The organism is Actinoplanes sp. TBRC 11911, assembly GCF_012933445.1.
GTDB lineage: Bacteria > Actinomycetota > Actinomycetes > Mycobacteriales > Micromonosporaceae > Actinoplanes.
In genome coordinates this window covers 370,902-395,105 of sequence record NZ_JABBNC010000004.1, presented here as the reverse complement: position 1 = coordinate 395,105, position 24,204 = coordinate 370,902, and the positions used below count along the sequence as shown (strand labels likewise).

At 70.5% G+C, this 24,204-nt stretch carries 25 protein-coding genes and 1 pseudogene; 9 read left to right on the top strand and 17 right to left on the bottom strand.

All coding sequences use genetic code 11. The features are described from left to right. The 5 genes and pseudogenes from secD to ruvC all read right to left on the bottom strand — a co-directional run bounded on the left by secD (nucleotide 1) and on the right by ruvC (nucleotide 4,738). Nucleotides 1–1,845: a protein translocase subunit SecD gene (secD, locus tag HH310_RS09530; protein ID WP_169175103.1), complete on the bottom strand. Its 1,845-nt coding sequence runs from the start codon at nucleotides 1,843–1,845 to the stop codon at nucleotides 1–3. Nucleotides 1,846–2,060: 215 nt separating this feature from the next. Beyond that, a pseudogene (yajC, locus tag HH310_RS09525) lies at nucleotides 2,061–2,390 on the bottom strand (preprotein translocase subunit YajC); the annotation flags it as partial. A 145-nt stretch (nucleotides 2,391–2,535) separates the two neighbouring features. Next, a complete protein-coding gene (gene ruvB, locus HH310_RS09520) occupies nucleotides 2,536–3,567 on the bottom strand; it encodes a Holliday junction branch migration DNA helicase RuvB (RefSeq protein WP_169175060.1) in 1,032 nt (343 codons plus the stop codon). Then, nucleotides 3,564–4,166, bottom strand: coding sequence for a Holliday junction branch migration protein RuvA (gene ruvA, locus HH310_RS09515; protein ID WP_169175059.1), 603 nt, complete (start codon nucleotides 4,164–4,166; stop codon nucleotides 3,564–3,566). The genes ruvB and ruvA overlap by 4 nt, the downstream gene beginning before the upstream one ends. Further along, nucleotides 4,163–4,738, bottom strand: a complete 576-nt coding sequence (gene ruvC / locus HH310_RS09510; protein WP_169175102.1) for a crossover junction endodeoxyribonuclease RuvC — start codon at nucleotides 4,736–4,738, stop codon at nucleotides 4,163–4,165. Before ruvC ends, ruvA begins: the two co-directional genes overlap by 4 nt. 106 nt (nucleotides 4,739–4,844) lie before the next feature. Between ruvC and HH310_RS09505 the strand changes: the two genes are divergently transcribed. Further along, on the top strand, nucleotides 4,845–5,378 hold the full coding sequence (locus HH310_RS09505) for a hypothetical protein (RefSeq protein WP_169175058.1): 534 nt from the start codon (nucleotides 4,845–4,847) through the stop codon (nucleotides 5,376–5,378). Nucleotides 5,379–5,424: 46 nt separating this feature from the next. Here the strand turns inward: HH310_RS09505 and HH310_RS09500 are convergent, their stop codons facing one another. From HH310_RS09500 to pdxT, 4 genes are all read right to left on the bottom strand, one after another. Beyond that, nucleotides 5,425–5,673 (bottom strand): type II toxin-antitoxin system VapB family antitoxin, encoded by a 249-nt coding sequence (locus HH310_RS09500; protein WP_169175057.1) that lies wholly within the window; start codon nucleotides 5,671–5,673, stop codon nucleotides 5,425–5,427. Between the two features lie 159 nt (nucleotides 5,674–5,832). Further along, nucleotides 5,833–6,363, bottom strand: coding sequence for a Uma2 family endonuclease (locus HH310_RS09495; protein ID WP_169175056.1), 531 nt, complete (start codon nucleotides 6,361–6,363; stop codon nucleotides 5,833–5,835). Between the two features lie 31 nt (nucleotides 6,364–6,394). Then, the gene (locus HH310_RS09490; protein ID WP_169175055.1) at nucleotides 6,395–7,147 is read right to left on the bottom strand and encodes a YebC/PmpR family DNA-binding transcriptional regulator; all 753 of its coding nucleotides are present in this window, start codon (nucleotides 7,145–7,147) and stop codon (nucleotides 6,395–6,397) included. Nucleotides 7,148–7,163: 16 nt separating this feature from the next. After that, nucleotides 7,164–7,763 (bottom strand): pyridoxal 5'-phosphate synthase glutaminase subunit PdxT, encoded by a 600-nt coding sequence (gene pdxT / locus HH310_RS09485; RefSeq protein ID WP_169175054.1) that lies wholly within the window; start codon nucleotides 7,761–7,763, stop codon nucleotides 7,164–7,166. Between the two features lie 23 nt (nucleotides 7,764–7,786). On the opposite strand from pdxT, the gene HH310_RS09480 reads away from it, so the two are divergent. From HH310_RS09480 to pdxS, 4 genes are all read left to right on the top strand, one after another. Beyond that, on the top strand, nucleotides 7,787–8,206 hold the full coding sequence (locus tag HH310_RS09480; RefSeq protein ID WP_169175053.1) for a helix-turn-helix domain-containing protein: 420 nt from the start codon (nucleotides 7,787–7,789) through the stop codon (nucleotides 8,204–8,206). After that, a complete protein-coding gene (locus HH310_RS09475; RefSeq protein WP_169175052.1) occupies nucleotides 8,203–8,634 on the top strand; it encodes a VOC family protein in 432 nt (143 codons plus the stop codon). Before HH310_RS09480 ends, HH310_RS09475 begins: the two co-directional genes overlap by 4 nt. Nucleotides 8,635–9,503: 869 nt before the next feature. Continuing rightward, nucleotides 9,504–9,773, top strand: a complete 270-nt coding sequence (gene fliQ / locus HH310_RS09470) for a flagellar biosynthesis protein FliQ (protein WP_169175051.1) — start codon at nucleotides 9,504–9,506, stop codon at nucleotides 9,771–9,773. Nucleotides 9,774–9,901: 128 nt separating this feature from the next. Next, on the top strand, nucleotides 9,902–10,798 hold the full coding sequence (pdxS, locus tag HH310_RS09465; RefSeq protein ID WP_169175050.1) for a pyridoxal 5'-phosphate synthase lyase subunit PdxS: 897 nt from the start codon (nucleotides 9,902–9,904) through the stop codon (nucleotides 10,796–10,798). Between the two features lie 61 nt (nucleotides 10,799–10,859). Here the strand turns inward: pdxS and HH310_RS09460 are convergent, their stop codons facing one another. The 4 genes from HH310_RS09460 to pgsA are packed head-to-tail and all read right to left on the bottom strand — an operon-like array spanning nucleotide 10,860 to nucleotide 14,071. Beyond that, on the bottom strand, nucleotides 10,860–11,393 hold the full coding sequence (locus HH310_RS09460; RefSeq protein ID WP_169175049.1) for a hypothetical protein: 534 nt from the start codon (nucleotides 11,391–11,393) through the stop codon (nucleotides 10,860–10,862). 25 nt (nucleotides 11,394–11,418) lie between these two features. Next, nucleotides 11,419–12,573: a glycosyltransferase family 4 protein gene (locus HH310_RS09455; RefSeq protein WP_169175048.1), complete on the bottom strand. Its 1,155-nt coding sequence runs from the start codon at nucleotides 12,571–12,573 to the stop codon at nucleotides 11,419–11,421. Between the two features lie 8 nt (nucleotides 12,574–12,581). Beyond that, complete coding sequence (locus HH310_RS09450) at nucleotides 12,582–13,448, bottom strand: phosphatidylinositol mannoside acyltransferase (protein ID WP_169175047.1); 867 nt, start codon at nucleotides 13,446–13,448, stop codon at nucleotides 12,582–12,584. After that, complete coding sequence (gene pgsA, locus HH310_RS09445) at nucleotides 13,445–14,071, bottom strand: phosphatidylinositol phosphate synthase (protein WP_169175046.1); 627 nt, start codon at nucleotides 14,069–14,071, stop codon at nucleotides 13,445–13,447. The genes HH310_RS09450 and pgsA overlap by 4 nt, the downstream gene beginning before the upstream one ends. Before the next feature lie 172 nt (nucleotides 14,072–14,243). On the opposite strand from pgsA, the gene HH310_RS09440 reads away from it, so the two are divergent. Then, nucleotides 14,244–16,397: an elongation factor G-like protein EF-G2 gene (locus HH310_RS09440; RefSeq protein ID WP_169175045.1), complete on the top strand. Its 2,154-nt coding sequence runs from the start codon at nucleotides 14,244–14,246 to the stop codon at nucleotides 16,395–16,397. Here the strand turns inward: HH310_RS09440 and HH310_RS09435 are convergent. Continuing rightward, nucleotides 16,390–16,842, bottom strand: coding sequence for an HIT domain-containing protein (locus tag HH310_RS09435; RefSeq protein WP_248293852.1), 453 nt, complete (start codon nucleotides 16,840–16,842; stop codon nucleotides 16,390–16,392). The two genes, HH310_RS09440 and HH310_RS09435, sit on opposite strands and share 8 nt — an antisense overlap. An 85-nt stretch (nucleotides 16,843–16,927) precedes the next feature. Further along, nucleotides 16,928–17,821 (bottom strand): ADP-ribosylglycohydrolase family protein, encoded by an 894-nt coding sequence (locus HH310_RS09430; RefSeq protein WP_169175043.1) that lies wholly within the window; start codon nucleotides 17,819–17,821, stop codon nucleotides 16,928–16,930. Between the two features lie 96 nt (nucleotides 17,822–17,917). On the opposite strand from HH310_RS09430, the gene HH310_RS09425 reads away from it, so the two are divergent. The 3 genes from HH310_RS09425 to HH310_RS09415 all read left to right on the top strand — a co-directional run bounded on the left by HH310_RS09425 (nucleotide 17,918) and on the right by HH310_RS09415 (nucleotide 22,353). Beyond that, nucleotides 17,918–18,607, top strand: a complete 690-nt coding sequence (locus HH310_RS09425) for a response regulator transcription factor (RefSeq protein ID WP_169175042.1) — start codon at nucleotides 17,918–17,920, stop codon at nucleotides 18,605–18,607. A 65-nt stretch (nucleotides 18,608–18,672) separates the two neighbouring features. Beyond that, nucleotides 18,673–19,992 (top strand): sensor histidine kinase KdpD, encoded by a 1,320-nt coding sequence (locus tag HH310_RS09420; protein ID WP_248293812.1) that lies wholly within the window; start codon nucleotides 18,673–18,675, stop codon nucleotides 19,990–19,992. A 183-nt stretch (nucleotides 19,993–20,175) separates the two neighbouring features. Further along, nucleotides 20,176–22,353: an RICIN domain-containing protein gene (locus HH310_RS09415; RefSeq protein WP_312033932.1), complete on the top strand. Its 2,178-nt coding sequence runs from the start codon at nucleotides 20,176–20,178 to the stop codon at nucleotides 22,351–22,353. On the opposite strand, the gene HH310_RS09410 is transcribed toward HH310_RS09415, so the two are convergent. Both HH310_RS09410 and HH310_RS09405 read right to left on the bottom strand, forming a co-directional pair. Then, nucleotides 22,350–23,366, bottom strand: coding sequence for an adenosine deaminase (locus HH310_RS09410; protein ID WP_169175040.1), 1,017 nt, complete (start codon nucleotides 23,364–23,366; stop codon nucleotides 22,350–22,352). The two genes, HH310_RS09415 and HH310_RS09410, sit on opposite strands and share 4 nt — an antisense overlap. A gap of 12 nt (nucleotides 23,367–23,378) precedes the next feature. After that, nucleotides 23,379–24,140, bottom strand: a complete 762-nt coding sequence (locus tag HH310_RS09405) for a trans-aconitate 2-methyltransferase (protein ID WP_169175039.1) — start codon at nucleotides 24,138–24,140, stop codon at nucleotides 23,379–23,381. Between the last annotated feature and the right edge of the window lie 64 nt (nucleotides 24,141–24,204).

Here is a 24,204-nt window from a genome sequence, read left to right as displayed (position 1 = left end):
TCAGGCCTCCTTGGCTTCGGTCGGAGGACGACGCAGGACGCGGCCGAGACCACTGACCCGCGGCGACAGGAACGCCTTGGTGTTAGCGAACATCGTCATGATCGGATGCCGGAAGAGGAACACGATCACCAGGTCGAGGATCGTGGACAGACCCAGCGCGAAGGCGAAGCCCTGCACCGCGCCGATCGACACGATGTACAGCACCACCGCCGCCAGGATCGTGATCGTGTTCGCCGAGATGATCGTACGGCGGGCACGGACCCAGGCGCGTGGCACCGCACTTCTCGGTGTTCGACCCTCGTGGATCTCGTCTTTCAGACGTTCGAAGTAGATGACGAACGAGTCCGCCGCGACACCTAGCGACACGATGAAGCCGGCGATACCGGCCAGGCTCAGCGTGAAGCCGACCGTACGGCCGAGGAAGACCAGCGCGCCGAAGGTGAGCAGACCGGACAGGATGAGGCTCATGAAGATGACCGTGCCGAGCAGCCGGTAGTAGAAGAACGCGTAGATCGCCACCAGCGCCATACCGATCGCGGCGGCGAGCAGGCCCGCCTTGAGCTGCTGGATGCCGAGGGTCGCGGACACCGTCTGCGCCGGGCCGGACGAGAACGTCAGCGGGATCGCGCCGAAGTTCAGCTGGTCGGCGAGCTGCTTGGCGGACACCGCGGTGAACTGGCCGGTGATCTGCGAGGTGCCGGTCAGCACGCCCTGGATCACCGGGGCCGAGATGACCGTCTTGTCCAGCACGACGGCGACGGCACAGTGCTCGCTGCCCTGCGACAGCGACTGCGCGGCGACGAAGCACGGGTCGTTCTGCGTCGCGTTGAAGGCCTGCCGGGTCAGCGCGGCCCACTTGGTCGAGCCCTCGCTCTTGAAGTCCAGCGAGACGACCCACTGGCCGTTCTGCTGGTCGAGCTGCGGGCTGGCCTTGGAGATGTCGTTACCGACCACCGGGGCCTTGTCCAGCTGGATCTTCGCGCCCGAGTAGCACGCGATGACCTGGCTGTTCACGTTGTCGATCGCGCCGTTGGGCCGCTGGTCGAGCTGCGAGCAGCCGACCGTCGGGATGTTGAACTGCATGGCCGGGGTGAGCGCGTTGACCTCGGCACCGTTCAGCTTCGCGAACGGCGCGAACGGCTTGGCCGCGGTCGGATCGGTGGACAGGTCGACCGGGCCGGTCAGCTTCTGGGCGGCGGCCCACGCGGCCGGGCCCACCTTCTGCTGCACCTGGGCCGCGGTGACCTCCTGGTCGACGCCCGGAGTGGGCGTGGCCGGGGCGCTCGCCGAAGGGGTCGGCGTCGGCGCCTGCATGACCTCGCCACCGCCTTGACCGCCGCTCGACGCACCGGGGTTGGCGGCCGGGGCGCTGGCGCCGGTGGACGGCTGGGCGCCCGCGGGTGCGCTCGCGCCGGCACTCGGCGTCGGCGCCGCCGACGGCGGGTTCAGCGCCGTCTCCGACACGTCGCCGGTCACGCCGGTCACCAGCCGGAAGCGCATCTGCGCCGCCTGCGCGAGGTCCTTGAGCTGGTCGTCGGCCTTGCCGGCGAGCGAGACGACGATGTTGCGGTCGCCCTGGATGACCACCTCGGCCTCGGAGACACCCAGCGCGTTGACCCGGTTCTCGATGATGTCGCGCGCCTGCTCCATGCTTTCCTTGGACGGCACCTGGCCGCCCTGCACGGACGCGATGTAGGTCGCCTGCGTACCGCCGACCAGATCCAGACCCAGCTTCGGGTGGAGCCGGTTGGCGACGCTCCCACTGGCGCCACCAGCGAAGAAGACCAGCAGATACAGGACGACGAAGACCAAGCCGAGCACGGCGAGTTGCCGTCCGGGATGCATCTGTCCCTGTGGTGGTCGTGCCACGGTCTTCGGTCTCCCTGTGCTTTAAGGCCGCCTTGCGGGCGGCATGAGAAGGTACCGGCCCGTACGCCACGGGCCGGCCCCGGAGATTATTGTCAGTCCTTTTTACGCGGCTCTGCAGTCGGGTCCGACAACGGCTCCTCAGCCGGTGTGTCGACCGTGTTGTTCAGGTGCTCGGCCGGCGCCGCCGGGGGCTCATCGACCAAGGGCTCCGGATCCGGCACCGACGCGGCGTTCTGCTGGGTCACGCGCGCGATGGCGGGGCGCGCGAACTGCGCGTGCACCCCGGGAGCGATCTCCAGCGTGACCACGTCGTCGTCGATCGCGACGACGGTCGCCTGCATTCCGCCGATGGTCTGGACCCGGTCGCCGGGACCGAGCGTGTTTTGCATCTGCATAGCCTCGCGACGGCGCTTCTGCTGCGGCCGAATCATGAGGAAATACATGACGACGAAGAGCAGAACGATGAGCAGCAGCGGCGTGAAGCTGCCGCCGCCCGAGGATGCTGCTGCCTCTGGAACCACTTATAAGCCTTCCGTAGGCCGTCGGCGCCGTGAAACACGCACGCCACGGCGTCAATGACACTCCGGGTTGAACCGCGGCGAGTCTAATCGGTCAACCTGAGAAGTCCGAATGCGGCACACATCACGTTCGCATTACGAGCATATTTCAGGCGTCGCGGGCGAAAAGATCTCCTTGCGCCACGCCGGCCGGGGCGGTTTTGCCCAGATGCGACCAGCCGGCCTCGGTGGCGACCCGCCCGCGCGGGGTCCGGGCCAGCAGTCCCGCCCGGACCAGGAACGGCTCGCAGACCTCCTCGACCGTGTCGGACTGCTCCCCCACCGCCACGGCCAGCGTCGACAGGCCGACCGGGCCGCCCTTGAACGAGTCGATCAGCGCCCGCAGCACCGCCCGGTCGAGCCGGTCCAGGCCCAGCGCGTCGACGTCGTAGACCTGGAGCGCCGCGCGCGCCGTCTCCTCGGTGACCACCCCGTCGGCCCGCACCTCGGCGTAGTCGCGGACCCGGCGGAGCAGGCGGTTCGCGATGCGCGGCGTACCGCGGGAACGCCCGGCGATCTCCGCCGCGCCGCCGTCGGTGATCGGCACCCCGAGGATGCGCGCCGAGCGGTGCAGCAGCGCGTCCAGGTCGGCCGCCGAGTAGAAGTCGAGGTGCGCGACGAACCCGAACCGGTCGCGCATCGGCCCGGACAGCAGACCGGCCCGGGTGGTGGCGCCGACCAGCGTGAACGGCTCGACGTCCAGCGGGATCGCGGTGGCGCCCGGCCCCTTGCCGACGACCACGTCGACCCGGAAGTCCTCCATCGCGCTGTAGAGCAGTTCCTCGGCGGGCTTGGCGATCCGGTGGATCTCGTCGATGAACAGCACGTCACCGGGCGCGAGGCTGGTCAGGATCGCGGCCAGGTCGCCGGACCGCTCGATCACCGGACCGCTGGTGGTGCGGATGCCGGCGCCGAGCTCGGCCGCCACGATGTTCGCCAGCGTGGTCTTGCCGAGGCCGGGCGGCCCGGAGAGCAGGATGTGGTCCGGCGGCGCACCCCGGCCCAGCGCGCCCTTGAGCAGCAGGTCGAGCTGGTCGCGCACGCGGTGCTGGGCGATGAAGTCGGCGAGCCGGCGCGGCCGGACACTGGCCTCGGCATCCAGGTCGTCATCGTCGGCCGCGGCCGAGACGAGCTCGCTCATCGGGCCTTGCCCAGCAGGCGGATCGCCTGGCGGAGCAGCTGGGGCACCGGCGGCACCTCACCGTCGATCGACTCGGCGACGGCGGCCACCGCCTGGTCGGCCTGGGCCACCGTCCAACCGAGTGCGAGCACCCCCTGGCGCACCTGGTCCTTCCACCCGGCACCGCTGAGAATGCCGGCGTGGCCGTCACCGGCCGGCAGCGGGCCGATCCGGTCGCGCAGCTCCACCACCATCTTCTCGGCGCCTTTCTTGCCGATGCCCGGCACCTGGGTCAGCGTCGCCAGGTCACCACCGGAGATCGCCCGGCGCACCACGTCCGGCGTGTGCACGGCAAGCACCGCCTGCGCGATCCGCGGCCCGACACCGCTGGCCGTCATCAAGAGCTCGAACAGGTGCTTCTCGTCGTCGTCCGCGAAGCCGTACAGGGTCAGCGAATCCTCCCGCACCACCATGCTGGTGGCCAGCCGCGCCTCGACGCCGGCTTTGAGGCCGGCCAGCGTGCCGGGGGCGCACTGCACCTGCAGGCCTACGCCGCCGACCTCGATGACGGCGTTGTCCGGGGCGATCGCGGCCACCACGCCGCGCACGCTGGCGATCATTTGCGAATTCCTCCTGTACGCCTGTTCACCGCGGCCGCGGTCCGCCCGGCCGCCGCTTTCCGGGCCGCGGACACGGCGGCCCGCTGGAGCCGGTCCCGGGTGCCGCCGCGCCAGATGTGGCAGATGGCGAGCGCGAGCGCGTCCGCCGCGTCGGCCGGCTTGGGCGGCGCGTCAAGCTGAAGCAGCCGAGTGACCATGCTGGTGACCTGCGCCTTGCCGGCCGTCCCGGACCCGGTCACGGCGGCTTTGACCTCGCTCGGCGTGTACGTCTCGACGGGCAGCCCCGCGCGCGACCCGGCCAGGATCGCGACCGCGCTGGCCTGCGCCGTGCCCATCACCGTCCGGACATTGTGCTGGGAGAACACCCGCTCGACGGCGACGCTCTCCGGTTGATGCTCGGCGACCAGCCGGGACAGCTCCTGGTCGAGGCGCAGCAGCCGCAGCGAGATGTCGTCGTCGGTGTCGGTGTACACGACGTAGTACGCGATCATCTTGGCCGGCCGCCCCGGAACGCCCTCGACGACGCCGACCCCGCAGCGGGTGAGCCCCGGGTCGATGCCGAGCACGCGCACCATGGACCTCCCCTGTCTCACGTACGTGTGTTCGACACCTTAGTACCGGCGCCTCTTGCGCCCGGCAGCGACACGCCTAGCCTCAACGTCAAGGGAGGTGGGTCCCATGTACCTCGTGCCGCCGATGGACGACGAGCCGCCACCCGAGTTCGTCGCTTTCGTGGTCACGCACGTCGAGGAGCTGCACGCCTCGGCGCACGAGCTCGTCGGCGGCGACCCGGCGGGTGATCATCTCTACATGGACGTCCTGGCCGACGTCGCGGGCCATTGGCGCCGGCTGCGATGGTGGTCGCGCTGGTCCGGGCGCGACGCGGCGGGCGACTACCTGAAACACCGCTTGCACGTACGGACGGCACGCTGGCGCGACGACCAGATCTACGAGGTGGACGTACGGGTGCTGGCCCCCGCGATCGGCTACTACGCCCCGCATCGGGGGCGGGCCAGCATCGCGCTCCGTAAAGCGCCGCTACTCTCCGGGACCGTCCGCGGCGGCGTGACCGCGGTGGCCGACGCCGGGATCGCGTGGGTCCAGGCCTACCGCCGCCAGCAGTGGCACCAGGTGGCCCGCCTGATAGCGACGGGCATCATCCTGATCGGCGGCATGATCCAGTACATGTCCTGGCTGGCGGTCCCCAGCTGAAAGAAAGGGACCGGCTCGCGGCCAGCGCTGGTGTCCACGAGGTACTTCATTCGTGCAAACCGTCCAGGTGCCGGAAGTTGATCTCGCCGGCCTGCACCATCTCGCGGAGCTCGGCAAGGGCATCACGGCGCTTTCCTCGCTCGGTCTCCACGAGACGACGCAACGCCTCATTGATCGTCGCATTGATAGAGGGCGCCGAGATCTGCCGTTGAGCCTCGGCCAGAAGCTCCGCGTCGATCTCCACCTCCACTCCTACGTTTGTTTCGATCTCCGGGTTGTGCAACAGGTCAGTCACGGGCTCCTCCGACGCTTCAGCCACCCCGCCATCAGTCCCCTCAAGACTAGTTGACACTAGACCAGCTGTCACTAGTCAACCACGATCGATCTTCCGCCGATGGAAAAGCGGAGCCGGTGCAAGCACCGACCCCGCAGTAGCACGAGCCAAAACTGAGGCTCATCGAGCGGCGTACTCGGCCTCGAGTTCGGACAAAAGCACGGTGCGCTCGCGAACGTATTCCGGCCTGCCATTCAGCCTAAAGATCAAAACGGCGGCCTCGTCATCCCGATACTCGGGCGTCCCGTCGACGATCCAGTACTCCGGGACGCCGCGCTCGGCATACCACCGCGCTTTGTCGGTGTACTCGCCCCTCGCCGACTTCTCGACGATCTCCACGACCAGACGGTAGGCGGAGCCAGGAAGGTGCGAAACCGTCGTTGGGTTCGCGGGCAGGCTGATCACGACGCCGATGTCGGGGCAACGACTGTCGCGCGGCCGGTCTCCGAGAATTCCCGTGTACGGGAAAGCCTCGAGACCGGCCGCGCTCAACATGTTCAGGAGCCGCCGGGCCATCTCCTTGTGCCAGAACGTGCTGGGCGGCGTGATCACGAGGCTTCCCTCGTGCAATTCGTAGCCGTATCCCTTGGGCAGGGCGGCTAGATCGTCGACATCGAGATCTTCGATTCGCGGCAGATGAAGGGCGGCCATGCCCTGAGACTACTGGTCAAGAGACCAGCTGTCACGCGTCGATGGCGGCCATGACCTCGTCGCTGACGTCGGCGTTGGTGTAGATCTCCTGGACGTCGTCGCAATCTTCCAGGGCGTCGACCAGCTTGAAGACCTTCCGCGCGGCCTCCTCGTCGACCGGGACCATCATCGTCGGGACCAGCGCGGACTCGGCCGAGTCGTAGTCGATGCCGGCCTCCTGCAGGGCCGTGCGCACCGCGACCATGTCGGTCGGCTCGCTGACCACCTCGTACGAGTCGCCCAGGTCGTTGATCTCCTCGGCGCCGGCGTCGAGCACCGCCAGCATGATGTCGTCCTCGGAGTTCGACCCCTTCGGGACGATCACCACGCCCTTGCGGTTGAACAGGTACGACACGCTGCCCGCGTCGGCGAACGTGCCGCCGTTGCGGGTCAGCGCCACCCGCACCTCGGTGGCCGCGCGGTTGCGGTTGTCGGTGAGGCACTCGATGAGCAGCGCGACGCCGTTCGGCCCATAGCCCTCATACATGATCGTCTGCCAGTCGGCGCCGCCCGCCTCCAGGCCGGAGCCGCGCTTGACGGCGCGATCGATGTTGTCGTTCGGGACCGAGCTCTTCTTCGCCTTCTGAATGGCGTCGTAGAGCGTGGGGTTACCGCCCGGGTCACCACCGCCCGTCCGCGCCGCGACCTCGATGTTCTTGATGAGCTTCGCGAACATCTTGCCGCGCTTGGCGTCGATGACGGCCTTCTTGTGCTTGGTCGTCGCCCACTTGGAGTGGCCGGACATGCGAAACCTCCGTGGATTACTGAGCGTCTGCGGCCTGGCGGACCATCTCGACGAAGTACCGGTGGACGCGCAAGTCTCCGGTCAGCTCCGGGTGGAAAGCCGTGGCGAGCAGGTTCCCCTGCCGGACGGCGACAATCCTACCGGCGCCCGGGCCGTCCTTGACGCGGCCCAACACCCGCACGTCGTCGCCGATCTCCTCCACCCATGGCGCACGGATGAAAACAGCATGAAAATCGCCGATGTCGTCGATCGTGACATCGCCCTCGAACGAGTCGACCTGCCGCCCGAACGCGTTGCGCCGCACCGTCATGTCGATGCCGTGGAACGACTCCTGGTCGGGGCGCCCATCGAGGATCGCGGACGCCAGCATGATCATGCCGGCGCACGAGCCGTACACCGGCATGCCGTCCGCGATCCGCTTGCGAATCGGATCGAGCAGCCCGAACGAGACCGCCAGATTACTGATGGCGGTCGACTCGCCACCGGGAATGACCAGCGCCTCGACGTCGGCGAGCTCCTCCGGCCGGCGGATGGGCCGGGCCAGCACGTCGCTCTCCGCGAGCGCGGTGAGATGCTCGCGCACGTCGCCCTGCAAGGCAAGCACTCCGATGTTCACGCAACAAGCTTAGGCTTCACTGCGTGTTCGCCCTGCGCCGGGTACGTGACCACATCGACCGGAACTTCGCCTCGCCACTCACGCTGAGCGATCTGGCCCAACTGGGCGGAATGTCGCGCTTTCACCTGGTGCGAGCGTTTCGCGCGGCGTACGGGGAAACGCCCATCAGATACCTTTCCCGGCGCCGGATCGAAAGAGCCCAAGACCTTCTCCGGTACGCCAACCTGACCGTCACCGAGGTCTGCATGGCGGTCGGCTTCACGTCGCTGGGATCGTTCTCGTCCCGGTTCTCCGAGCTCGTCGGCGAGCCCCCGACGGCGTACCAGAAAAGATGGGCCGGCCGGGCGCCGCACATCCCGGGGTGCCATCTGTTCATGCACGGCGTGATACCGCAATCGCGGAGAAGCCCGGGGGCCGGCGACGGGCTTAGCGTCGACCCATGATTCAGAACATCTCGCTTGTCACCGTGTACTGCCTGGACCAGGACGCCACCCGCGACTTCTACGTCTCGAAGCTCGGTTTCGTCCCGCGCAACGACGCGGTCATGGGCGGTTTCCGCTGGGTGACCGTCGGCCACCCGAGCCAGCCCGAGCTCGAGGTGACGCTCATGGTGCCGGGTCCGCCCCTCACCCCAGCGGCAGCCGATTTCGTACGCGGTCAGCTCGAAGCCGGCCAGATGGGCGGGCTGGGCCTGACCGTCGACGATTGCCGCAAGACGTACGAGGAGCTGAGCGCGGGCGGGGTGACGTTCGTGCAGGAGCCGGCCGACCGCCCGTACGGCGTGGAGGCGGTCATGCGCGACAACACCGGCAATTGGCTGGTGCTGGTCGAGCCGCACGCCTTCACGCAGGACGACCTGGAGAGCGCCTGACCTCCGCCCACGCCCCGAGGCGGCGGTGGTGCTCGGTCCTGTTGGCTGCCGCCCGACGCGATGCCCGGATGCTGGGCTGGGCTGCCAGGCGGCCGTGATCCCGGGTCTGCTGGCTGCCGCCCGTCGCGGTGAGCGGGTCTCAGGCCGGGCTGCCAGGCGGCGGTAGTGCCGGGTCCTGCTGGCTGCCGCCCGACGCGATGCCCGGATGCTGGGCTGGGCTGCCAGGCGGCCGTGATCCCGGGTCCGCTGACTGCCGCCCGTCGCGGTGAGCGGATCTCAGGCCGGACTGCCAGGCGGCGGTAGTGCCGGGTCCTGCTGCTTGCCGCCCGTTGCGGTGAGCGGATGATCAGGCTGGGCTGCCATGGCGGCGGTGATCACGGGTCCTGCTGGCTGCCGCCCGTTGCGGTGCCTGGTCTGACCGCATAAGGCCGACTTTGGCTTATTTGAGCGCGGCGGTGAGCCCGACATCCGGCGCTTCCACCCGGCAGCCGTCTCACTATTCGGACGCAACTGACCGCATCATGGACGACTGTCTGGATAGGACGGTCGCTTTATACCTATTGCGGCTTTTGCGGCCCGCGTTCTGCGCCTGATTTCGAGACCTTGGAGAGTTGCGCCCACATATGAGCCATAACTCTCCAAGGTCTCGGAAACTGGCTGCGCCTCCGCCCATCGGTGGGGACGAATGGGGCGAGGGAGACATAGCTCGTCTTGAGGGGCTGTGGCGCTGGGCGGCGCGGGCGGCGCGGGCGGCGCGGGCGGCGCGGGCGGCGCGGGCGGCGCGGGTGCTAGTTGAGGGATTTGGGGGGCGAACCTGATTGCAACCCGGCTGCACTTGACTGCGGGGCGGAACGCCCGAACTGGTGGGTATGACCGACACGATGATTGTTGAGCTGGGGCTGCAGGCGATGACCATCGCGGCCAAGATGTGTGCCCCGGTTCTGCTGACCGCGCTGGCGGTAGGGTTCGCGATCTCGCTGTTCCAGTCGGTCACCCAGATTCAGGAAGCCACCCTCAGCTTCGTGCCCAAGGCCGCCGCCGTCGGTGCGGCGCTGCTGTTCTCCGGGAACTGGATGCTGCACGAGATGATCACCTACACCACCCAGCTCTTCGAACGCATCCCGCAACTCCTGGCCTGACCGACCAGGAAGGCGAAGCCGGGGGCGCCGGAGGAGGCCACCGGGGGATCGATTGGACGTCGAGCGGGGCCCATGGCGTGGGTACGATTCTCGATACCGAAGACCCCCCGTTTAGGAGCCGATCAACCATGTCTGAGAACCAGCCCGCCGTCGGCACCGCGCGCGTGAAGCGTGGCATGGCGGAGATGCTCAAGGGTGGCGTGATCATGGACGTCGTCACGCCCGAGCAGGCGAAGATCGCTGAGGACGCGGGGGCCGTGGCGGTCATGGCTCTGGAGCGGGTGCCGGCCGACATCCGGGCGCAGGGCGGCGTGTCGCGCATGTCGGATCCGGACATGATCGACGGGATCATCAACGCGGTGTCGATCCCGGTCATGGCCAAGGCGCGGATCGGGCACTTCGTCGAGGCGCAGGTGCTGCAGGCGCTCGGCGTCGACTACGTGGACGAGTCCGAGGTGCTGACCCCGGCCGACTACGCGAACCACATCGACAAGTGGCAGTTCACGGTGCCGTTCGTGTGCGGGGCGACCAACCTGGGTGAGGCGCTGCGGCGGATCACCGAGGGCGCTGCGATGATCCGGTCGAAGGGTGAGGCCGGCACCGGCGACGTCTCGAACGCGACCACGCACATGCGCAAGATCCGGCAGGAGATCCGGCGGCTGCAGACCCTGCCGGAGGACGAGCTGTTCGTCGCGGCGAAGGAGCTGCAGGCCCCGTACGAGCTGGTCAAGGAGGTCGCGACGCTCGGCAAGCTGCCGGTCGTGCTGTTCACCGCGGGCGGCATCGCCACCCCGGCGGACGCGGCGATGATGATGCAGCTCGGCGCCGAGGGCGTGTTCGTCGGGTCGGGCATCTTCAAGTCCGGCAACCCGGCTCAGCGGGCCGCCGCGATCGTCAAGGCCACCACGTTCCACGACGACCCGGACGTGCTCGCCAAAGTGTCGCGCGGGCTGGGCGAGGCCATGGTCGGCATCAACGTCGACGACATCCCGCAGCCGCACCGCCTGGCCGAGCGCGGCTGGTAAGCCCCGGCAAAGCGCCGAGCGCGGCTGGTAAGCCCCGGGCAAAGCGCCGAGCGCGAAACCTCTACACCGCCTCCAGCGGCGCCGCCTGCGACGGTGGCGCCGCGGGCAACGGCAGCGCCGGCATCACGGGCTCCTCGATGTCGAAATACTGCGGGCGGGGGTAACGCCGGGCCATCCCGAGCGCCCGCACCAGCAGCCGCTCCCGTGAGGTCAGCGCCCCGCGTACGAGATCGGTGTGCACCTGCCGGGCCACCACCACACGCCGGCTGGTGGTCAGCAGCGTGCGGGTCGCCGGGTCGCCCTCGGTCAGCCGGATCGCCTGCAGCTGCCGGGTCAGATCGTTTTCCGCGGACTCGCGCTCGTCGGGGTCGGCGTCCAGCGCGAGCCGGGCCACCGCGTACAGCTCGACGTTCTGCGTCGCCTCACCCACCACGGCCGCGGCCGCCGCCCGGCGCATCAGATGGGCGTCCAGGGCCCGCTCGGCCGACTGGGCTCGCTCGTGCATCCGCGCGACCCGGTGGGCGATCCACAGCAAATACGCCGCGAGCAGCACCACCACCGCGACGACAACCGTGACCGACCACATGCCGGGCATGGTAGTGCCCCACGGCACCGGACAGTTACGGGCCGGAGGGTGGTTCGGACCACTCTTCGTCTATGACCCGCCCGTCCGTAGCCTCGATCGCCGTCGCGTAGACCTCGAGGACACGCAGCGCGACCCGCGGCCAGTCGAACGCGGAGACGGCGACGCCGGCCGCGGCGGCCAGCGAGGCGCGCCGCGACGGGTCGTCGAGCAGCGAGCCGAGCAGCGACTCCAGCGCGGCCGCGTCCCCGGTCGGGAACAATGCCCCGGCCTTGCCGCCGTCCAGCACCCGGCGGAACGCGTCCAGGTCGCTGGCCACGATCGTCGCGCCGGCCGCCATCGCCTCGGTGAGGATCATGCCGAAGCTCTCCCCGCCGGTGTTCGGCGCGACGTAGATGTCGACGCTGCGCAGCATCCGCGCCTTGTCCGCCTCGGAGACCAGCCCGAGGTACGTCACCCGGTCGTGCAGGTCGGCCGGGATCTCCTCGAACAGCTCGTCCCGGTCGCCGGGGCCGGCCACGAGCAGCCGTAGCCCGGGACGCGAACGCGCGAGCGCCACGTACGCCGTACGCAAGAGATCGAAGCCTTTGCGTGGCTCGGTGAAGCGGCCCAGGAAGCCCAGCGAACCGCCGGAGCCCGGCCATCCCGGCAGCGGCGTGGCGGACGCGTATTTCGCCACCGCGACCCCGTTGGGGATCTCCACGGCGCCGCCGCCAAGGTGCTCGACCTGCACCTTGCGGGCCAGCTCACTGACCGCGATCCGGGCGGTGATCTTCTCGATCACCATCTGGAGCAGGCCCTGCGCGGCGGACAGCGCCCGGGAGCGGGTCATCGCGGTGTGGAAGGTGGCGACCACCGGCCCGCGCGAGGACAGCACGGCGAGCACCGAGATGCTGAACGTCATCGGTTCGTGCACGTGCAGCACGTCGAACTTGCCGCGCGATATCCATCGCCGGACCCGGGCGGTGGAGACCGGGCCGAACGAGATCCGGGCGACCGACCCGTTGTACGGCAGCGGGAACGCCCGGCCGGCCGAGACCACGTACGGCGGCAGCTCGGTGTCCTCGTCGGCCGGCGCCAGCACGCTGACCTCGTGGCCGAGGCCGATCAACGCCTCGGCGAGGTCCATGATGTGGTTCTGGACGCCGCCGGGCACGTCGAACGAGTAGGGCGACACGATCCCGATGCGCATCGATCTCCCTAGAGCCACATCTTCTGCAGCATGTGCCAGTCCTGCGGATAGTCCGCGATGCCCGCCGCGTACGCGTCCGCGAGCGCCTGGGTCGTCTGCTTCACCCGCACGTCGAGCGGCCCGTCGGTGGGCGGCGTGATGCGTCGCAGCAGCCCCACGGACTGGGTGGGCGAGAAATGCATGTCGACGGCGAACAGCGGCGCGCCGGTCCGGATCGCCAGGATCGCCGGTCCGCCGGGCATCCGGGTGCGGGCCCCGAAGAAGTCGACCTCCACGCCGTTGCGGGAGAGGTCGCGGTCGGAGAGCAGCGCCACCACGTACCCCTGGTCGATCCGTTCGGAGAGCACGTCCAGCGGCGCCCGCTGCCCGCCGGTCAGCGGCACGACCTCCATGCCTAACTTTTCCCGATATTCCACGAATTTTCGGTAAATGGACTCGGGCTTCAGCCGCTCCGCCACCGTGATCATGCGCCAGTCGTTGGCGACCACCCACGCCGCCGCCGCGTCCCAGTTGCCCACGTGCGGGAGCGCGAACACCAGCCCCTTGCCCTCGCCGAGCCGCTGCTTAACCTCGTCGTACTGCTCCGGCGGCAGGTAGAAGCCGTCCAGGCCCTGCTGCTTGGTCTGCGACGGCAGCCGGAAGGCCTCCATCCAGTACCGCGCGTACGACCGGAGCCCGGCCGCGACCGTCTCCTCCAGCTTGCCGGCCGGAACCACCCGTTCGAGGTTGCGGCGCAGCCGCTGCGTTCCCGGACCGTTCTTGCGGTACGCCCGATCGGCGGCGGCGTTGAACAGCGACCGCGCGACGGGGAGCGGCAACCCGCGTACGACTCCCCATCCGGCGGTGAAGCCCAGCTCGATCAGGCGATCTTTCACTGCGGCGCCGCCAGGTTCTCCCGGTCCGAGCGGGCGCCCGCGATCAACCGCTGGAAGATCGTGACGACCGACAGCGCGGCGAGCACCCAGAGGCCGGCCGGCAGTGCCCAGTCCACGCCCGCGCTGCCGATCAGCGCGAACACCCCGAGGATCACCAGCCGTTCGAGGCGCTCGGCGATGCCCACGTCGGCGTTCAGGCCCAGGCTCTGGGCGCGGGCCTTGACGTACGACACCACCTGCCCGGCACCGAGGCTGACCAGCGCGGCGATGGTTCCGCCGTAGGGGTTGCCTTGATCGATCATGTACCACACCACGGCGCCGAAGGTGGCGCCGTCGGCGATGCGGTCCAGCGACGAGTCGAGCAGGGCGCCGAACTTGCCGGGCGCACCACGCATCCGCGCCATCGTGCCGTCGAGCACGTCGGTCAGCGCACACGCCGTGATGATCCACGTGCCCCAGAACAGATGTCCTTTGGCACCGAAGTAGGAGCCGATCAGCACGCCGACGGTGCCGGCGATGGTGACGGCATTGGGGGTGACCCCGAGGCGCAGCAGGAAGCGCGCGGTCGGGTTCACGGCGTACGCGAAGAGGGCACGCGCGGGGAGCTGGACGATCTTTGCCATGGCGGTCCCACCATATCGGCGGCCTGCCGGACTCCGGCATCGTGGCCACACCCCTTGGCCGTATCGTCATCGTTGCGACGTTTGCGACTACAAAGGGTTGCGGCCAGCACACGCGCGGGTGTGGGATTCAACAACAGCCGCGTAACAGTCACGAAACGACAGGAGCGCCGCCATGGGCCAGAAAACCTCGGAGAAGGGGCTCACCGGCGCGGCAGCGCCGGTGGTGACAGAACCCGGCAGGGTACGCAACGTGGTGCTGGTGGGCCATTCGGGAGCGGGCAAGACCACCCTGGTCGAAGCCCTGCTCGCCGCGACGGGGACGATCCCGCGGGCCGGCACGGTGACCGACGGCACCACGGTGACGGACAACGATCCGGCGGCGATCCGCCAGCAGCGCTCGGTCGCGCTGGCCTGCGCCCCGGTCGTTCATCAGGACGTAAAGATCAACCTGCTGGACACCCCCGGTTACGCCGATTTCGTCGGGGAGTTGCGCGCCGGCCTGCGGGCCGCGGACGCCGCGCTCTTCGTCGTCAGCGCGGTCGACGGCGTCGATGAGGCCACCACCGCGCTGTGGGAGGAGTGCGCCGCGGTCGGCATGCCCCGCGCGGTCGCGATCACCCGTCTGGACCACCCGCGCGCCGACTACGAGCAGACCCTGCAGGACTGCCAGGAGGCGTTCGGCGAGAACGTGATGCCGACCTTCCAGCCGATGCTCGGCGACGACGGCGAGTCGGTGGCCGGCCTGATCGGTCTGGTCACGCTGCGGGTCCTGGACTATTCGGCGGGCTATCCGCCGGTGATCGGCCAGGCCGAGCCGGAGCACCTGAACCCGATCGCCGACGACCGGAACGCTCTCATCGAGGGGATCATCGCGGAGAGCGAGGACGAGACCCTCATGGACCGCTACCTGGGCGGCGAGCTGATCAGCACGTCCACGCTCGTACCGGACCTGGAGAAGGCGATCGCCCGGGGCAACTTCTACCCGGTGATCCCGGTCTGCGCGGCCACCGGCGTCGGGCTCGACGCCCTGCTCGACGGCTTCGTCAGCTCCGCGCCCGCGCCGCCCGAGCACGACCTCCCGGTGGTGACCGGGGTGGACGGATCACCGCGCCCGCCGCTGCTCTGCGACCCGGACGGCCCGCTGGTCGCCGAGGTGGTCAAGACCACGATCGATCGGCATGTGGGCCGGGTCTCGCTGGTCCGGGTGTTCTCCGGCACGCTGCGCCCCGAGCAGACGCTGCACGTCTCCGGGCACGGTATGTCCGAGCGCGGCCATCCGGATCACGACGCCGACGAGCGCGTCGCGCACATCTACTCGCCGCTGGGCGCGCAGTTGCGCGAGGTGGGCCAGTGCGTGGCCGGCGACATCTGCGCGATCACCAAGTCGGGCAGCGCGGAGACCGGCGACACACTGTCCAGCAAGGACGAGCCGCTGCTGATGGAGCCGTGGTCGATGCCCGAGCCGCTGCTGCCGATCGCGGTGGTCGCCAAGACCCGCTCCGATGAGGACGCCCTGGCGAAGAACCTGTCCCGGCTGGTCGCGGGCGACCCGACGCTGCGCCTGGACCGCAGCCCGGAGACCCATCAGCTGGTGCTGTGGACGATGGGCGAGTCGCACGCCGACGTGGTGCTGGACCGGCTGCGCTCCGGCGGCGTCGAGCTGGACACCGAGCCGGTGAAGGTGGCGTTCCGCGAGACGTTCGGCTGCGGCGCCAAGGGCCACGGCCGGCACGTCAAGCAGTCCGGCGGCCACGGCCAGTACGCGGTGTGCGACATCGAGGTGGAGCCGCTGCCGCGGGGTTCCGGTTTCGAGTTCGTCAACCGCGTGGTCGGCGGCTCGGTGCCGCACAACTACATCCCCTCGGTCGAGAAGGGCGTGCGCGCCCAGCTCGAGCGCGGCCTCGCGGCCGGGTGCCCGGTGGTCGACCTGCGGGTGACGCTGTTCGACGGCAAGGCGCACAGCGTCGACTCGTCGGACGCCGCGTTCCAGACGGCCGGCGCGCTGGCCCTGCGCGAGGCGGCGGCCGGCGGGCAGCTCACCCTGCTCGAGCCGATCGACGAGATCGTGGTGCGGGTGCCCGACGCGTACGTCGGCGCGGTGATGAGCGATCTCTCCGGTCGGCGGGGCCGGCCGCTCGGCACCGAGGGCGGCGAGGGCCACAGCACGGTGCGGGCCGAGGTGCCGGCGTCCGAGCTGATCCGGTACGCGGTGGAGCTGCGCGCGTTGTCCTCCGGCGCCGGCACGTTCTCCCGGGCCTACATCCGGCACGAGCCGATGCCCGCGCACCTGGCCGACGCGGTCCGCAAGGAGCACGCCGCTAGGTAGGCCACGCCTTCGCCAGCATGATCCGGGTGTCGGCGAGGAGTTCCGGCAGCACCTTGGTGCGGCCGATCACCGGCATGAAGTTGGCGTCGCCGCCCCACCTCGGCACCACGTGCTGATGCAGGTGGGCGGCGATGCCGGCACCGGCCACCGCGCCCTGGTTCATCCCCAGGTTGAAGCCGTGCGGGCTGCTCACGCTCCGGATGACCCGCATCGCCGTACGCGTCATCTCCGCCAGCTCCACGGTCTCTTCGCCGGTGAGGTCGGTGTAGTCGGCGACGTGCCGGTACGGGACCGTCATCAGGTGACCCGGGTTGTACGGGTAGAGATTCAGCACCGCGTAGACCGACTCGCCGCGCGCGACCACCAGGCTCTCGCCCTCGGGCGCCTGCGGTGCGAGACAGAACGGGCAGCCGGACGGCGCGTCGTGGCCGGTGACGTAGGTCATCCGGTGCGGCGTCCAGAGCCGCTCCAGGCCATCCGGTTCACCGGTCTCGATCCGCTCCTCGGTCACCATCCCACCCTAGCGACAGTCAGTCGCCGGTCGCGGCGGCCAGCCAGGCCGGCAGCGGCTCACGTGCGGAAAGCCACGACGGCGGCACCCCGTCCAGACCCGTGTACGCCGCGACGACACCCCCGGCGATCGCACACGTGGTGTCCACGTCACCACCGGCCGCCACGCACGCGGCGACGGCCGCCGGATAGTCGTCCAGGTAGCGGTCGGCCACCCACAACGCGAACGGAACCGTGTCGCGGGCCAGCGACCGCGTCCCGTTCCCCAGCTCGTACGCCGCCTCGGCCACCCCGCCGCCGATCCGCCGCGCCTCGGCCAGCGCGTCCTGCAGGTGCCCGGCCGGCGTGTGCGTGGCGACCGTGGCCAGCAGCTCCGGCCGCTGCCCGTCCAACCGCCCGGCGGCCGCGACCGCCGCCGCCACGGCGACCGCGACGCCACCGTCGATGCCCTCGGCGTGCGCGTGCGTGACCTCGGCCGCCCGGGCCCCCTGCGCGGCGGCGTGCGCCAGCGAGTCGGCGTGCCAGGCCCCGAGCGGCGCCGCCCGCATGGCCGCTCCGTTACCGGCCGATCCCTCGCCGTCGAAGGCCGCGGCCGCCGCGATCGGCCACGGCAGTCCCTCGCGGATCTCGCGCAGCAGCACGACCGCGCCCGGACCGTACCCGCGGTAGGGATCGTGATAGCGGCCGAGCAGATCGGCGAACGCATCCCGGTCGAAGTCACCCTCCGCGAGGACGGCCACCAGACAGCAGGCTTCCTCGGTGTCGTCGGTCCACGGCCACGGCGCCGGCGGCGGGTCGCTCATGTCCACCGGGGCCACGAAATGCTGGGCTCCCAGGGCATCGCCCACGCTGAGACCGGCGAGGCTCTCCAGGGCAAGGGCCAGTCGCGTACCGGGAAAAAGGGTGAATGACATCGGCACAACGGATGGTATTCCATCACGCACGGTGATTGAGAAGTGTCCCTGAATGACGCGTTAGGACCTACTTGCCATGGGCAGTACCGTCTTCGCATGGCCACGGTCCTGCTCGTCGAAGACGATCACGTGGTGCGCGGTGCCATGCTTCGGTCGCTCGCCGACCGGGGGCACGCCGTGCACGCGGTCGGCACGGCGCTGGACGCGCTACGCCGGGTCGCCGCGGAGACCCCGGACCTCGTGGTGCTCGATCTCGGGCTGCCCGATCTGGACGGCTCGGACGCGTTGCGCATGCTCCGCGGGATCACCGACGTACCGATCATCATCGCTACCGCACGCGACGATGAACAGACCGTGGTGCGGTTGTTGCGCGCCGGCGCCGACGACTACATGGTCAAACCGTTCACCGGCGCCCATCTGGACGCCCGGATCGCCACCGTGCTGCGCCGCGTGGGCCGCGCCAGCCGCACCGCCCAGCCGGCCGTGCACGAGGTCGGCGAGCTGCGGGTGGACGTGGGCGAGCGCAGCGCCAGCCTGGCGAACCAGCAGTTGGCCTTGACCCGTAAGGAATTCGATCTTCTGGCTTACCTCGCTGCCCGCCCCGGTCGGGTGGTCTCGCGTCGTGAGCTGCTGGAGGAGGTATGGCGACAGCCATCGGTCGGCGAGGACCAGACGATCGACGTCCACCTGTATTGGCTCCGGCGGAAACTGGGCGAGTCCGCGGCGAAGCCTCGCTACCTGCGCACCGTGCGGGGGGTCGGATTCCGGCTGGTGGCGCCGGACTGAGGTCCCGGCTGGCCGTCATCACGGCCGCCACCACCGCCATCGCGGCGCTCGCCTTCCTGATCCCGTTGGGTCTGAAGCTGAGCGCCGACCACCGGGACGAGGCGATCGCCGCCGCGGACCGCCGGGCTGCCACGGTGGCCGGTGCGGTGGCCGCCGGAACGACCAAGAAGGCACTGCTCGACCAGGCCGTGGTGCACGCGCCCGGCGTCGGCAGCGGCGGGCGTGCGGCCGACAAGGATGTCCGCGCGGCCGCCGCGGGCACCGAGCCGATCAGCGCCGGCGTGCACGGCGGGCTGGTCCGGCTGCACCCGGTCGCGGTCGGCGGCAAGACGTCGGTGGTCGAGGTCTTCGTGCCGGACTCGCAGACCGGCGACGGCACCGCCCGCGACTGGTGGCTGCTGCTCGGCATCGCGCTGGTCCTGGTGGCCGGGTCGGTGATCGTGGTGGACCGGCTGGCCCGCGGCGCGGTCACCTCGGCCCGCAACCTGGTGCACGCGGCCCTCGCGGTCGGCGGCGGCGACCTGGGCGTCCGCATCCAGCCGTCCGGTCCGCGCGAGCTGGCCGAGGCCGGGTACGCGTTCAACCGGATGGCCGACCGGCTGGTGACCTCGCGCACCGACGAGCGCGAGATGGTCGCCGACCTGTCGCACCGGCTGCGCACCCCGTTGACCGCGCTGCGGCTGGACGCCGAGGCGCTCGATCCGGACGACACCCAGGTGGGCCTGCGGCTCGATCAGGAGGAGCTGGACCGGCGGCGCGGCATCCGGCGGATCCGGCAGGCGATCGGCACCCTCGAGGGCGAGGTCAACCAGCTCATCAACACCACCCGGCAGGTGGTCGCGGCGCAGGTCGCGGCGGCTCCGGAGACCGGGCTCTGCGACGTCAGCGAGGTGATCCGGGAACGCATGGTGTTCTGGTCGGCGCTGGCCGGCGACCAGAACCGGCAGTACCGCGTGGTCGGCGCGAGCACCCGCATCCCGGTCCCGGTGGCCAAGGCGGAACTGGCCGCGGCGATCGATGCGATATTGGGTAATGTGTTCCGCTACACCCCCCAGGGCACCGCTTTCGAGGTCAGCATCTCGCGGCGGGAGGGGTGGGTGGCGGTCCGGATCGATGACGCCGGCCCGGGAATCCCCGATCCGGAGAAGGCGATGCGGCGCGGCCAGAGCAATCAGGGTTCGACCGGTTTGGGGCTCGACATCGCCCGCCGGGCGGCGCAGGCCGCGGGCGGCTCGGTCAGCCTCGACCGCGCCGCGATGGGCGGTGCCAGCATCGTCATGCTGCTCGCCGACGCGGAGGCGACGCCGAAGCAGGTGAGCCGGTTCGGCCTGGTCGGTCGCCTGGCCCGGGAACGCGGCGGCCGGGGCGGTTCAACTGTTGCTTAGCTTTGGCTTAAAGGCATTCCCCTCGCGTCGCGGGCCTGGCAGTCTTCCTTCGATCCCATCCGGCTCCCCGGTTCGCTGCCCGCTATTCGTCCCCGCGATGAGGACCGGCGGAGTTATCGCGCGGTGGCAGGTGGTTACCCCATGACCGCCTCCCACCGCGCCCCCGCAGGTCAAGGAGGGCCCGTGCCCACCCACCGCCGGCCGGCGCCAGGCGGACACCGCAGGTTGGCCCGCCTGCGTTCGCACCGGTTGCTGCCGATCGCGCTCGGACTCGCGCTGCTCGGTGTCGGCGGCGCGCTCGGCCCCAGCGTGGTCGACACGGTCGCCGGCGGCAGCCCCGGCCGGCCGGTGATCCAGCTGGCCTCGGTGCCCAAGGACACCCCGGAGCAGGGGCTGGTCTACGACGGCCTGATCGCGGCCAAGGCCGGCGCGCTCTGCGCCGGCTCGTACGAGGTGGACGACATCACCTGCACGCACGGCCCGGACATGGCACCGGTCGGTCTCTCGGTACGCCACGACGTCGCCCCGGTCACCGCGAAGGCACCCGAGCCGGTGCCGCCGGTCCGGGAGAGCTCGGTGCCCAGCGACGCGGAGATCGCCCGGGACGAGGGTGGCAGCGCGCTGACCGCGGACGCCCCGGCGCTGATCCCGGACGCGGCACCGGGCCAGGCCGACTTCCTGATGGGCCCGCACGACGTGGCCTGCGAGGGCGACGGCCGCAACGGCAAGCGGGTGCAGGTGCTGTACCTGCACGACGCGGACACGAAGAGCCGGTACACGGACTTCGTCGGCTCGATCCGTAACTGGTCGGCCGGCGTCGACCAGATCTTCGACCAGAGCGCCGGCGAGACGGGTGGTTCCCGGCACATCCGGTTCGTCACCACGCCGCAGTGCAACGTCGACGTGTCCGAGGTGCAGTTGCCGGTCGGCTCGCTGAAGTCGTTCACCGGCAGCATCAAGGCGCTCACCAAGCTGGGCTACAACCGCACCGACCGCAAATACCTGATGTTCGCCGACACCAACGTCTACTGCGGCATCGCCACCTACGTCGCGGACAACCGCAAGGGCCTGGGCAACCGCAACAACGGCGGGCCGTCGTACGGGCGGGTGGACGCCGGCTGCTGGAGCACCGTGATGGCCGCGCACGAGCTCACCGACTCGCTGGGCGCGACCCTGACCGGTTCGCCGAACGCCACCGGTGCGGGCGGCTGCCTGGACGAGTACGACCTGCTCTGCGGCGCGGACCGGGCCGGCCGGCCGGTGCGCGAGGCGTGCCCGCCGAAACACGAGAACCGGCTGGACTGCGGGCACGACGACTACTTCAGCACCAACCCGAAGCCGGGCAGCTATCTGGATCGCAACTGGAACATCGCGGACAGCGAGTTCCTGCTGCGCAGCGACGGCGGCGACGACATCCCGGACGTGCCCGGCGCCCCGGCGCCGTCGGCCGAGCCCCCGGCGACGCACTCGGCCACCCCGACGCCGTCGAGGTCCGCGACGCCGACGCCGACCGGGCCGGTCCCGACCGGCGGCATCGAGAACGGCGGCGGCGACGCCCCGCCGAGCGCCGGCGTGACCCCGACGACGCCGCCCCCGACGACGGCCACCCCGACACCGACCCCGGACGACACCCCGCCGCCGACCCAGACGCTGGCCGCGAAAGCAACGAAACCGCCGGCCGAGGAGCAGACGGCCGCCGCGGTTCAGGCGGTCCTGGAGGTCCGCGACGCGACGAGCAGCTCGGTCCGCCTCACCTGGAGCGCCGCGTCCGACACGGCGACCTATCAGGTGTCCGTGGACGGCGCGCCGATCGCCACCACGAAGGCGACCCGGGCGCGCCTGATCGGGCTGAAGCCGGACGCGACCTACCAGGTGACGGTCAAGTCCGGACCGGCGTACACGGCGAAGTCGGCGGCCGTGACCGCACCGGCGGCCCGGCCCGCGCAGAACTCGTGGTTCACGCTGACCAACGGGCTCACCGGCGGCGCCGCCGACCTGTACGCGGCCCGCAGCGCCGACGGCACCCCGATCACGCTGGGCGAGACCGACGACGACGCCCAGCAGCAGTGGCAGCTCGTCCCGGCGTCCGGCGGCCAGTACACGCTGGTGTCGCGGGCGACCGGCAAATGCGTGGTGCCGCGCAACGGCGCGAAGGTCGCCGGTCAGCCGCTGGTGCAGGGTTCGTGCGCGCCGTCCGCCGGAGGCCTGTGGACGCTGCAGGCCTCCGACTTCGGCTTCACGCTGCGCCTCGGTGACCTGGTCGCCGGCGTGGGCGACCAGCGGTTCGGGGCGCATCGGGTGCTGGCCCTGCAGAACGGCAACGGCCAGCGGCACCAGAGCTGGACCGCCGTCCCCGACTAGGCGGAGGCGTACGCGGCGATCTCGGCCAGCAGGGCGGCCTTGCCCTCCGGCGGCAGGAAGCTCTGCGACACCGCGGCCTTGGCCAGCTCGGCGACCCCGGCGGCGTCGAGGTCGAGCAGCCGGGCCGCCACCGCGTACTCCTCTTCGAGGGTGGTGCCGAACATCGGCGGGTCGTCCGAGTTGATGCTGACCGGCACGCCCGCCGCGACGATCGCGGGCAGCGGGTGCTCGTCCAGCGATGCGACGGCGCGCGTCCGCAGGTTGGAGGTCGGGCTGATCTCCAACGGGATCCGGTGCTCGGCCAGGTACGCGAGCAGCTCCGGGTCCTGCGCCGCGGTGATGCCGTGACCGATCCGCTCCGCGCCCAGCTCGCGCAGCGCGTCCCAGATCGTCTCCGGGCCGGTGGTCTCGCCCGCGTGCGGCACGCTGTGCAGCCCGGCCGCGCGCGCCTTGTCGAAGACCGGCTTGAACTGCGGTCGCGGCACCCCGATCTCGGGCCCGCCGAGTCCGAAACTGATCAGCCCGGCCGGCTGCTGTTCCAGCGCGATCCGCAGCGTCGCCTCGGCGGCCGGCACGCCCAGCTCGCCCGGGATGTCGAAGCACCAGCGCAGGTCGATGCCGAAGTCGGTGGCGGCACCGCGCCGCGCGTCCTCGATGGCCTCGCAGAAGGCCGGCGCCGGGATGCCGCGCTTCTCGCTGGAGAACGGCGTGATGGTCAGCTCCGCGTACCGCACCTGCTGGCGGGCCAGCTCACGGGCCACCTCGTAGGTCAGCATCCGGACGTCCTCGTCGTCGCGGATCAGGTCGACGACACTCAGGTACAGCTCGATGAAGTGCTTGAAGTCGCGGAAGGCGAAATAGTCGGCGAGCGCGGCGGGGTCGGCCGGGACCGGCGATCGGCCCTCGTGCCGGGCGGCCAGTTCGGCCACGATCCGCGGCGAGGCCGACCCGACATGATGGACGTGCAGCTCCGCCTTCGGTAGTCCGGCGATGAACGAGGTCAGGTCGGTCATGGTTCCCTCTCGTTACTGAGCGGCGGTCCGCGCCACCACGAAAATGCGGCGGAACGGGAACGCCACGTGTCGATGAGCCACCGGATAGGCGGCCGCCAGTTCCCGGCCCAGATCGGCGCGGAACGACAGCCAGGCATTCTCGTCGAGCGCGGCCTTGACGGGTCGCAACGCCGTGCCCTCCATCCATCGCAGCACCGGGTGCTCCGCGCTTTCCGGCAGCAAATGCAGGTAGGTGGTTTCCCAGGCGTCGACTGTCGCTCCCGCTTCGAGCATCAGTTCCCCGTACGCCGTGAGCCCGTCCACGGGAGCGTCCCGGAGCACATCACGGACCCCGTACCGCGCGGCGAGCTCGTAGAGAAGTCGATGTGACGGCGCGTCGAAGTTGCCCGGCACCTGCATCGCGATCCAGGCACCGGCCGGTAGCGCACCGGCCCACGCCCGCAGCAGATCGCGGTGCCCCGGCACCCACTGCAGCGCCGCGTTCGTCACCAGGACGTCGGTGTCCGGCCCGGGCCGCCACTCGCGCAGATCCCCACGCTGGAACTCGGCCCGGCCACCCCGTGCGACCGCCTTGTCGATCATCTCGGGCGAGGAGTCTATGCCGGTGATCCGCGCGTGCGGCCAGCGCTCGGCCAGCATGAGGGTCAGCTCACCGTCGCCGCAGCCCAGATCGACGACCCCGCGCGGCCCGTCGGCGGCGATCCGCGCGGTGAGGTCCGCGAACGGTCGCGAGCGTTCCGTCCCGAAGCGCTGGTAGACGGCAGGATCCCACATTCTCGTTACCTCCCAAACCGTACGTACGTCTTGCAGGACCGTAGCAGACCAGGCGGTACTGTTT

Bases quoted from the DNA above. Each gene is read 5' to 3' on its own strand.
- pgsA (WP_169175046.1), bottom strand. From the start codon at position 14,071: ATGGCAAAGATCGTCCAGCTCCCCGCGCGTGCCCTCTTCGCGTACGCC.
- HH310_RS09410 (WP_169175040.1), bottom strand. From the start codon at position 23,366: ATGACCGACCTGACCTCGTTCATCGCCGGACTACCGAAGGCGGAGCTG.
- secD (WP_169175103.1), bottom strand. From the start codon at position 1,845: ATGCATCCCGGACGGCAACTCGCCGTGCTCGGCTTGGTCTTCGTCGTC.
- HH310_RS09475 (WP_169175052.1), top strand. From the start codon at position 8,203: ATGATTCAGAACATCTCGCTTGTCACCGTGTACTGCCTGGACCAGGAC.
- HH310_RS09425 (WP_169175042.1), top strand. From the start codon at position 17,918: ATGGCCACGGTCCTGCTCGTCGAAGACGATCACGTGGTGCGCGGTGCC.
- HH310_RS09505 (WP_169175058.1), top strand. From the start codon at position 4,845: ATGTACCTCGTGCCGCCGATGGACGACGAGCCGCCACCCGAGTTCGTC.
- fliQ (WP_169175051.1), top strand. From the start codon at position 9,504: ATGACCGACACGATGATTGTTGAGCTGGGGCTGCAGGCGATGACCATC.
- HH310_RS09440 (WP_169175045.1), top strand. From the start codon at position 14,244: ATGGGCCAGAAAACCTCGGAGAAGGGGCTCACCGGCGCGGCAGCGCCG.
- HH310_RS09430 (WP_169175043.1), bottom strand. From the start codon at position 17,821: ATGTCATTCACCCTTTTTCCCGGTACGCGACTGGCCCTTGCCCTGGAG.
- HH310_RS09455 (WP_169175048.1), bottom strand. From the start codon at position 12,573: ATGCGCATCGGGATCGTGTCGCCCTACTCGTTCGACGTGCCCGGCGGC.
- HH310_RS09435 (WP_248293852.1), bottom strand. From the start codon at position 16,842: ATGACCTACGTCACCGGCCACGACGCGCCGTCCGGCTGCCCGTTCTGT.
- HH310_RS09460 (WP_169175049.1), bottom strand. From the start codon at position 11,393: ATGCCCGGCATGTGGTCGGTCACGGTTGTCGTCGCGGTGGTGGTGCTG.
- ruvA (WP_169175059.1), bottom strand. From the start codon at position 4,166: ATGATCGCCAGCGTGCGCGGCGTGGTGGCCGCGATCGCCCCGGACAAC.
- ruvB (WP_169175060.1), bottom strand. From the start codon at position 3,567: ATGAGCGAGCTCGTCTCGGCCGCGGCCGACGATGACGACCTGGATGCC.
- HH310_RS09405 (WP_169175039.1), bottom strand. From the start codon at position 24,140: ATGTGGGATCCTGCCGTCTACCAGCGCTTCGGGACGGAACGCTCGCGA.
- HH310_RS09495 (WP_169175056.1), bottom strand. From the start codon at position 6,363: ATGGCCGCCCTTCATCTGCCGCGAATCGAAGATCTCGATGTCGACGAT.
- HH310_RS09490 (WP_169175055.1), bottom strand. From the start codon at position 7,147: ATGTCCGGCCACTCCAAGTGGGCGACGACCAAGCACAAGAAGGCCGTC.
- pdxS (WP_169175050.1), top strand. From the start codon at position 9,902: ATGTCTGAGAACCAGCCCGCCGTCGGCACCGCGCGCGTGAAGCGTGGC.